Genomic DNA, 6,549 nt, shown 5'->3' with positions numbered 1-6,549 from the left:
TCATCGAAGATACAATTTCTTCTGTAAACCCTATCTTTCAGACTGTTTTTAAGACTTTTTTGAAAGAGAGGGACAAGATTATCAATGCTTTGGAACTTCCCTACTCAAATGCTAAGCTAGAGGCCACTAACAACCTTATCAAGGTTATCAAGCGCAACGCTTTCGGCTTTCGGAACTTTGACAACTTTAAAACTAGAATTCTCATCGCTTTAAATATCAAAAAGGAGAGAACCAATTCGGTTCTCTCCAGATCTTAGCTGACATCAACCCACTACAGTTGACAAAGAGCCCTCTTTTATTAGTAAAAGTCTGCTCATCTTTTTTGTAGGATCTGAAATGATTCACTTCAAGCTTTATTTTTAGAACTTGTAATCTTTAATAACTTCGATTTTCTCAATCTTAATGTCTGTTTTTGGTTTGTCGTTTTCAGTTTCAGCACTAGCGATTTTATCTACAACATCCATTCCATCAATAACTTGACCAAAAACAGTGTAGCTACCATCTAAACTAGGATTACCTCCTTGTTTATAGGCATCAATAATCTTAGCTGGGAAGGTTTGCTCAGAAAGATTTTTGGATTGATCTTGGCTGTTTTGGTTAATGAAAAACTGACTACCATTAGTGTCCGCACCGCGATTTGCCATGGCAAGAGCACCTCGGATATTATAAAGGTAAGGGCTGATTTCGTTTTTGAAGCCCTGTCCAGCATCCTTACTACTATCTTTTCCTTGCCAAATGGACTCGCCACCTGTCCCATTACCTTTTGGATCGCCTGATTGAACCATAAAATCTTTGATAACGCGATGGAAAAGAACACCATTATAGTAACCCTCTTTTGCATGAGTTAAAAAATTCTCAACTGCCAGAGGTGCATATTTTGGAAAAAGTTTAGCGGTGATCACACCTTCAGTAGTTGTGATTTTAACCTCTGCTTCATTTTCAGCGACATCTTTAGTTAATTGCGGAAAGACTGCTTTAGGGTTAGTCAAGGCGTCCTTGCGATCTTGATCAAGCTGACTGGCTACTTTGGAGGAAGATTCCTCGGAGATACTTGAGTCTACATAGTCATTGCCCCGTAAACTGCGTTGAAGGCTGGTGCAGCCAGTCAAAACAAGAGCAGAGAGTAAACCTAAAGTGATTAGTGCTTTTTTCATGAAAAGTCCTTTCTAAACATTCAAAACTAGTCTTATTTTACTATAAGCAGCTTAGTTTTTCAAATTTCATCTTTGATAAGCATGAAAATCAGTCATTTATACTCCCTGCAACCCAGCCGGTCGCAAGGGCACAGGTGATATTAAAACCGCCTGTGTGCGCATTGATGTCCAGGACCTCGCCAGCAAAATAAAGCCCTGAAACCAGCTTACTCTCCAGTGTCTTGGGATTGATTTCCTTAAGACTGACACCGCCCTTGGTGACGAAGGACTTGGAGAGCGACATCTTGCCCGTCACGGGAATGGCTAGACTTTTGAGCTGCTGGACTAGCTGCGCCTCATCTTTAGCGGTCAGTTGCTTGACTTTCTGGGGAAATGGCTGTGCATAAAAATCTGCCAAGCGCTCGGGTAAGAGGATTTTGAGGGCATTTTTGAGCGACTTCTCCCGCTCTTTTTGCAGAAAATCCAGCACATCCTGCTCAGAAAGCTGTGGAAGAACATCTAAATAAATGGTTTCTCCGCCCTTGACAAAGCTAGAAAGGCGCAGCGCTGCAGGGCCCGACAGCCCAAAATGGGTAAAGAGCAAATCGTGAGTGATCGTGTGCTTGCCATAGCTGAGAGTCACATCGTCCAGCGAAATACCCTGCAAGGCCTTGTGAGGAAAGTCGGTCAGAAGCGGACTTTCAGCCGCCTCCAACTCTGTAATCGTGTGCTTAAAATGGCGAGCAATTTCATGCCCGAAGCCAGTTGAGCCAGTGGACGGATAAGACTTGCCGCCAGTCGTGACAATCAGCCGCTCCGCTGTCCAGCTATCCTGATTGGACTTGATGATAAAGCGTCCGTCTTCTTTTCTGACAGAGACGACTTCTGTCTTGGTTTGAATGCTTACGCCCAAGTCCAGCATTTTCTTTTCCAGAGCATCAATAATCGTTTTGGATTTATCAGTCGCTGGGAAAACGCGCCCGTGATCCTCCACCTTTAAAGCAACGCCATTTTCCTCAAAAAAATGGATAATATCGTGGTTGTCAAACTGGGAAAAAACGCTGTAGAGAAAGCTCCCATTGCCCGGAATGCCAGCCAGCAAGTCGTCTAGACTACCGTTGTTGGTGACATTGCAGCGGCCGCCGCCCGTACCAGCCAGCTTTTTGCCCAGACGTCTATTTTTTTCGATGAGAAGGGTGTGCTGCCCATAAAAGCTACTTGCGATAGCGGACATCATACCCGCAGGCCCCCCTCCAATAATAATGGTATCAAAATCTATCATAGCTCTATTTTAACATAAAAAGGGAAGAAAAGGAGCGCCCTCATCTCCTTATAAAATAAAGGGAATATTTGACAGTTAAGGCTTGATATGATAAGATTTAGGTATCTATTTATCAAGAAAAATCAGAGGAAATTATGACGATTGAAAAGACAGTGAGCGAGTTGGCCGAGATTTTGGGTGTCAGCCGTCAGGCGGTTAATTCTCGCGTGAAATTGCTAGAACCTGAAGATACAACTAAGAACGATAAGGGTGTAACAGTTGTTACACGCAGCGGTTTGATTAAGCTGGAAGAGCATTACCAAAAAACGATTTTTGAAGATGAACCAGTCAGTGAAGACATTAAACAACGTGAACTCATGGAGATTTTGGTGGATGAAAAGAATGCGGAAATCGTTCGGCTCTATGAGCAGCTCAAATCAAAAGACCAGCAGTTGGCTAAAAAAGACGAGCAAATTCGGATTAAGGATGTTCAGATTGCAGAAAAAGACAAGCAGCTCGACCAGCAGCAGCAACTAACCCTGCAATCCATGAAAGACCGTGATACTCTGAAGTTAGAATTGGAAGAAGCAAAAGAAAAAGTGCAGGAGCAGGAGAAAAAAGGATTTTTCGCACGGTTATTTGGCAAATAAAACAAATCTCAGTTGTCTAGCTGAGATTTCTTTGCTTTAAGAGAGAAGGAGCGTCAGATGAAAGACCAGATTGCAGCAAAAATCAATATTTTGGGGGAATTTTGTGGTAGACGAGATGTGGAGCAGCTGACGCCAGTCTGTCTTAAGGGCAAATACGGTATCAAGCAAGCGGATGTTTTCGTGCTTTTTGGCGGCAGTATTTTAGCGGGGGCAGAAGTGCTGGCGCAGGTGATTGAAAATCAGCTTGCCAAGCACTATGTCATCGTTGGCGGCAGGGGGCATACGACTGCTAGCTTGGAGGAAAAGATAGAGCAGCTGGGCTTTGCTTTGCCTAAGCAGGATTTGTCAGAGGCCGAGCTCTTTGCGGCTTATTTGCAGGAAAAATACGGCTTGAGCGTGGATTTTTTGGAGACGGAGTCCACCAACTGCGGCAACAATATCACCAATCTGCTGGCGCTTTTAAAGCGAAAGAAGATTGATTTTGATAGCATCATTCTTTGCCAAGACGCTACCATGCAGCTGCGTATGGACGCTGTTTTGCGCAAATTTGCTCCTCAAAATCTGACCATTATCAACTATGCCAGCTATCAAGCGCACGTGGTTGACAATAAAGGCGAGCTGAGCTATGAACAAGAGATTTTCGGCATGTGGGATGTGGAGCGCTATATCAGTCTTCTCATGGGCGAAATTCCCCGTCTGCGCGATGATGAGGCGGGCTACGGGCCCCGCGGGAAAAACTATCTGGCTCATGTCAACATTCCGCCTAAAGTTGAGCAGGCTTTTGAGGATTTGACCGCTCACTACAGCCACCTAATCCGCGAGGCCAATCCTCTCTACGCGTCGAAGTGAAGATTTTTGGCGCTTGCTAAATCTACATTCAAGGAACAATTCATGAAAAAACAAAGACTGGGCTTGCGAAAGCTCTACCATAACTTGGACAAGATTTTGCTCTTGTTGTTTATTATTTTTATTATTATGGAAGTGGTCTGGATTCCGCTCAATTCTCTGCTAGCAGATGAGTTGCTTCGGCTGACAGGGGCGACCTATCTTTCCTACACCAATCTGGGGCAGGTTTTTCTCAGCAAACCTTTGATAACAGCAGGTTTTTTGCTGCTCTTTTTAGCCAATCTTTTCATGGCTTATACGCAGCTCGGAGCTATATTTATTGGCGTTCGTCAGCTTTTGGAGCCTGAGACAACCTCTATTCGTGGCTTTCTCAAACGCACCTTTGCCAAGGTTAAAATCTTAATAGGACAATTTCGTCTGTCCAAGGCTTTCTTCTTGCTGGTCTACGCAGGTTTTCTTTTTCCCTTTCTCAAGCGGCTACTCAAAATTCATTATTTTGAAAAAATTCTGCTACCAGAGTTTATCCAGACCTATCTCTTTGCTCAACCCATGATTGCCCTTCTTATGCTGACGCTTGGAACAATCATGCTCTATCTGGCGGTGCGCTGGGTCTATGCTTTGCCGCAGCTCTTTTTTGAGGGGAAAAGTGCGCGTGAGGCGGTTGCTTATAGCTGGGACAAAACCCGCCAGCGCTTCTGGTCAACTGCTGGACAGCTAGTCTGGCTTGTCATCAAGTCTTCCCTCTTCTTTTATTTCTGGGGCTTTCTCATTTTACTGGTGCAGACTTTTGCGGACGCCTTTCCGACGAGAGTTTCCTTTGCTTTTGCATTGATTAATTTTGTCTCACTTAGAATCATCACTTACCTAGCAATAATCTATTTCATGTTGCTCTTTGTGACCTTTTTAACAGGAAAGACTCTACCAGACTTTCAGCAGAAAAAGCGTCACAGCTGGCTACGTGGAGGAATTTTGGCGATAAGTTCTGCCTTTTTTACTCTGGAAGGAGCTTTGACAATCCTTCAGCCGGCAGATCAGCCCTCCTTGATTATTTCGCACCGTGGGGTTGATCGGGAAAATGGTGTGCAAAACACCATTCCAGCCTTGGAGAGGACAGCGCAGCTTAAGCCAGACCTGGTGGAAATGGATGTGCAAGAGACAGCGGACGGACAGTTTGTTATGATGCACGATGCCAATCTGAAGAAACTAGCTGGTATTAATAAGAGGCCACAGGAGTTGACCTTGGCAGAGTTAACCCGCTTAACCGTCAGAGAAAACGGGCAGGAAGCGCCCTTGCCGAGCTTCAGCGATTACCTCAAAAGAGCCGATGAGCTAGGGCAGAAGCTCTTGATTGAAATCAAGACCAGCTCCAAAGACTCGTCTGATATGATGCAGCGTTTCCTAAAGGCCTACGGGCCGCACATCATTGCGCGGGGACACCAGATGCACTCGCTCGATTACAAGGTGGTGACTAGCGTGCGCAACTATAGCAAGAAAATCCCCGTTTACTTTATCCTGCCTTACAATACGATTTTCCCGCAGACACAGGCGACGGGCTACACCATGGAGTACAGTAGTCTCGATGAAAATTTCATGACCAAACTTTGGCTCAATCAGAAAAAGGTTTATGCTTGGACGGTCAATAATACAGCTGCTACTCGACAATCTTTGCTGCTGGGTGTAGACGGTATCATCACAGACGAGCTGTCTATGGTCAAGAAAGCAGTGGCAGATGATCAAGCCGACCGTGATTACAGCACAATCTTAAGCAAGCAACTATGGAATTATATGTTTATCTATTAGAATAAGCTAGCGGCTTTGTCCACTAGCTTATTTTATTTATTATATTTTATTCTTTCATAGGTAAGATGATTTCGACATCTCCATGAGGTCGAGGGATCACATGAGTAGAAACTACTTCACCAACATTCCTTGCGGCAGCAGTCCCTGCATCAGTCGCTGCTTTAACAGCTCCAACATCTCCCCGAACAAGAACGGTCACAAGTCCAGAACCAATCTGTTTGTAACCAACAAGTGTGACATTGGCAGCCTTAGCCATCGCATCAGCTGCTTCAACCGCTGCAATGAAACCGTGAGTTTCAATCATTCCAAGTGCATCTGAGTTCATAATGTTCCTCCATTAAATTTGTTAAATATAAGGTTTAGTAGTAGATACTGCTTGCTCTCCTAGGCTTCCCAAGAGATTAAGCCCAACTTCACGAGCAGCAGAAACTGCTTGGCGTACAGCACCAGAATCTCCTGTGACTGTTAAAATAACTTCGTTTGAGTAGCTGGTTCCATTACTTGGCGAAGAATAGCTAACTACTTCAACATTGGCAGCTTTAACAGCTGTATCTGCTAGCACGACACCAATAGCTGCAGGGCCTGCACAGATTAGTCCGAAAGATTTACCAAGTGGCGCACCGAAAGCTTTGTTTATAGCGTAACTGGCCCGAGCTGTATATTGGAATTCTAAATGTCCAGCTTCATTGCTGTAGACATCTCCAAATGTTTGATCCAGTGTTGCTAGCGCCACTTCAANACCNCGTCTAGCATCTGAAACATCATCACTACCAATGATAATGAGAGAGCCATGGCCTGCACCACCTTTGGTATCACGTGGTAGTTCAATAGAGAGAACCTCGGTGTTAGTCGCTTTGAC

General features: G+C 44.6%; 8 protein-coding genes. 4 read left to right on the top strand and 4 right to left on the bottom strand.

The features are described 5' to 3' along the window. Positions 1–257, top strand: a 257-nt coding sequence (locus A3I3_RS0108865) for an ISL3 family transposase (protein WP_018371590.1), incomplete at its 5' end; no start/stop codon positions are given. 102 nt (positions 258–359) lie between these two features. Here A3I3_RS0108865 and A3I3_RS0108860 read toward each other — a convergent pair. Further along, positions 360–1,154 carry a peptidylprolyl isomerase gene (locus A3I3_RS0108860; RefSeq protein WP_018372352.1) on the bottom strand — a complete coding sequence of 265 codons (795 nt, stop codon included), beginning with the start codon at positions 1,152–1,154 and terminating at the stop codon, positions 360–362. An 88-nt stretch (positions 1,155–1,242) separates the two neighbouring features. Next, the gene (aao, locus tag A3I3_RS0108855; RefSeq protein WP_018372351.1) at positions 1,243–2,415 is read right to left on the bottom strand and encodes an aminoacetone oxidase; all 1,173 of its coding nucleotides are present in this window, start codon (positions 2,413–2,415) and stop codon (positions 1,243–1,245) included. 134 nt (positions 2,416–2,549) lie between these two features. On the opposite strand from aao, the gene A3I3_RS0108850 reads away from it, so the two are divergent. From A3I3_RS0108850 to A3I3_RS0108840, 3 genes are read left to right on the top strand one after another with little or no spacing between them, the layout of a single operon-like run. Further along, positions 2,550–3,044 (top strand): MarR family transcriptional regulator, encoded by a 495-nt coding sequence (locus A3I3_RS0108850; protein ID WP_018372350.1) that lies wholly within the window; start codon positions 2,550–2,552, stop codon positions 3,042–3,044. Positions 3,045–3,101: 57 nt separating this feature from the next. After that, entirely contained in the window at positions 3,102–3,893 is a 792-nt protein-coding gene (locus A3I3_RS0108845; protein WP_018372349.1) for an ElyC/SanA/YdcF family protein, read from the top strand. 42 nt (positions 3,894–3,935) lie between these two features. Further along, a complete protein-coding gene (locus tag A3I3_RS0108840) occupies positions 3,936–5,690 on the top strand; it encodes a glycerophosphoryl diester phosphodiesterase membrane domain-containing protein (RefSeq protein WP_018372348.1) in 1,755 nt (584 codons plus the stop codon). A 46-nt stretch (positions 5,691–5,736) separates the two neighbouring features. On the opposite strand, the gene A3I3_RS0108835 is transcribed toward A3I3_RS0108840, so the two are convergent. Both A3I3_RS0108835 and pduB read right to left on the bottom strand, forming a co-directional pair. Beyond that, a complete protein-coding gene (locus A3I3_RS0108835) occupies positions 5,737–6,015 on the bottom strand; it encodes a BMC domain-containing protein (protein ID WP_018371501.1) in 279 nt (92 codons plus the stop codon). A gap of 21 nt (positions 6,016–6,036) precedes the next feature. Continuing rightward, on the bottom strand, positions 6,037–6,549 hold a 513-nt coding region (gene pduB, locus A3I3_RS0108830), incomplete at its 5' end, for a propanediol utilization microcompartment protein PduB (RefSeq protein WP_018372347.1).

Source organism: Streptococcus massiliensis DSM 18628 (assembly GCF_000380065.1).
Taxonomy (GTDB): Bacteria; Bacillota; Bacilli; order Lactobacillales; family Streptococcaceae; genus Streptococcus; species Streptococcus massiliensis.
This window is presented reverse-complemented; position numbering and strand designations above follow the sequence as displayed.

What these genes read in the sequence shown, in the direction of transcription:
- A3I3_RS0108835 (WP_018371501.1), bottom strand. Translation starts at nt 6,015, where the DNA reads ATGAACTCAGATGCACTTGGAATGATTGAAACTCACGGTTTCATTGCA.
- A3I3_RS0108850 (WP_018372350.1), top strand. Translation starts at nt 2,550, where the DNA reads ATGACGATTGAAAAGACAGTGAGCGAGTTGGCCGAGATTTTGGGTGTC.
- A3I3_RS0108845 (WP_018372349.1), top strand. Translation starts at nt 3,102, where the DNA reads ATGAAAGACCAGATTGCAGCAAAAATCAATATTTTGGGGGAATTTTGT.
- aao (WP_018372351.1), bottom strand. Translation starts at nt 2,415, where the DNA reads ATGATAGATTTTGATACCATTATTATTGGAGGGGGGCCTGCGGGTATG.
- A3I3_RS0108860 (WP_018372352.1), bottom strand. Translation starts at nt 1,154, where the DNA reads ATGAAAAAAGCACTAATCACTTTAGGTTTACTCTCTGCTCTTGTTTTG.
- A3I3_RS0108840 (WP_018372348.1), top strand. Translation starts at nt 3,936, where the DNA reads ATGAAAAAACAAAGACTGGGCTTGCGAAAGCTCTACCATAACTTGGAC.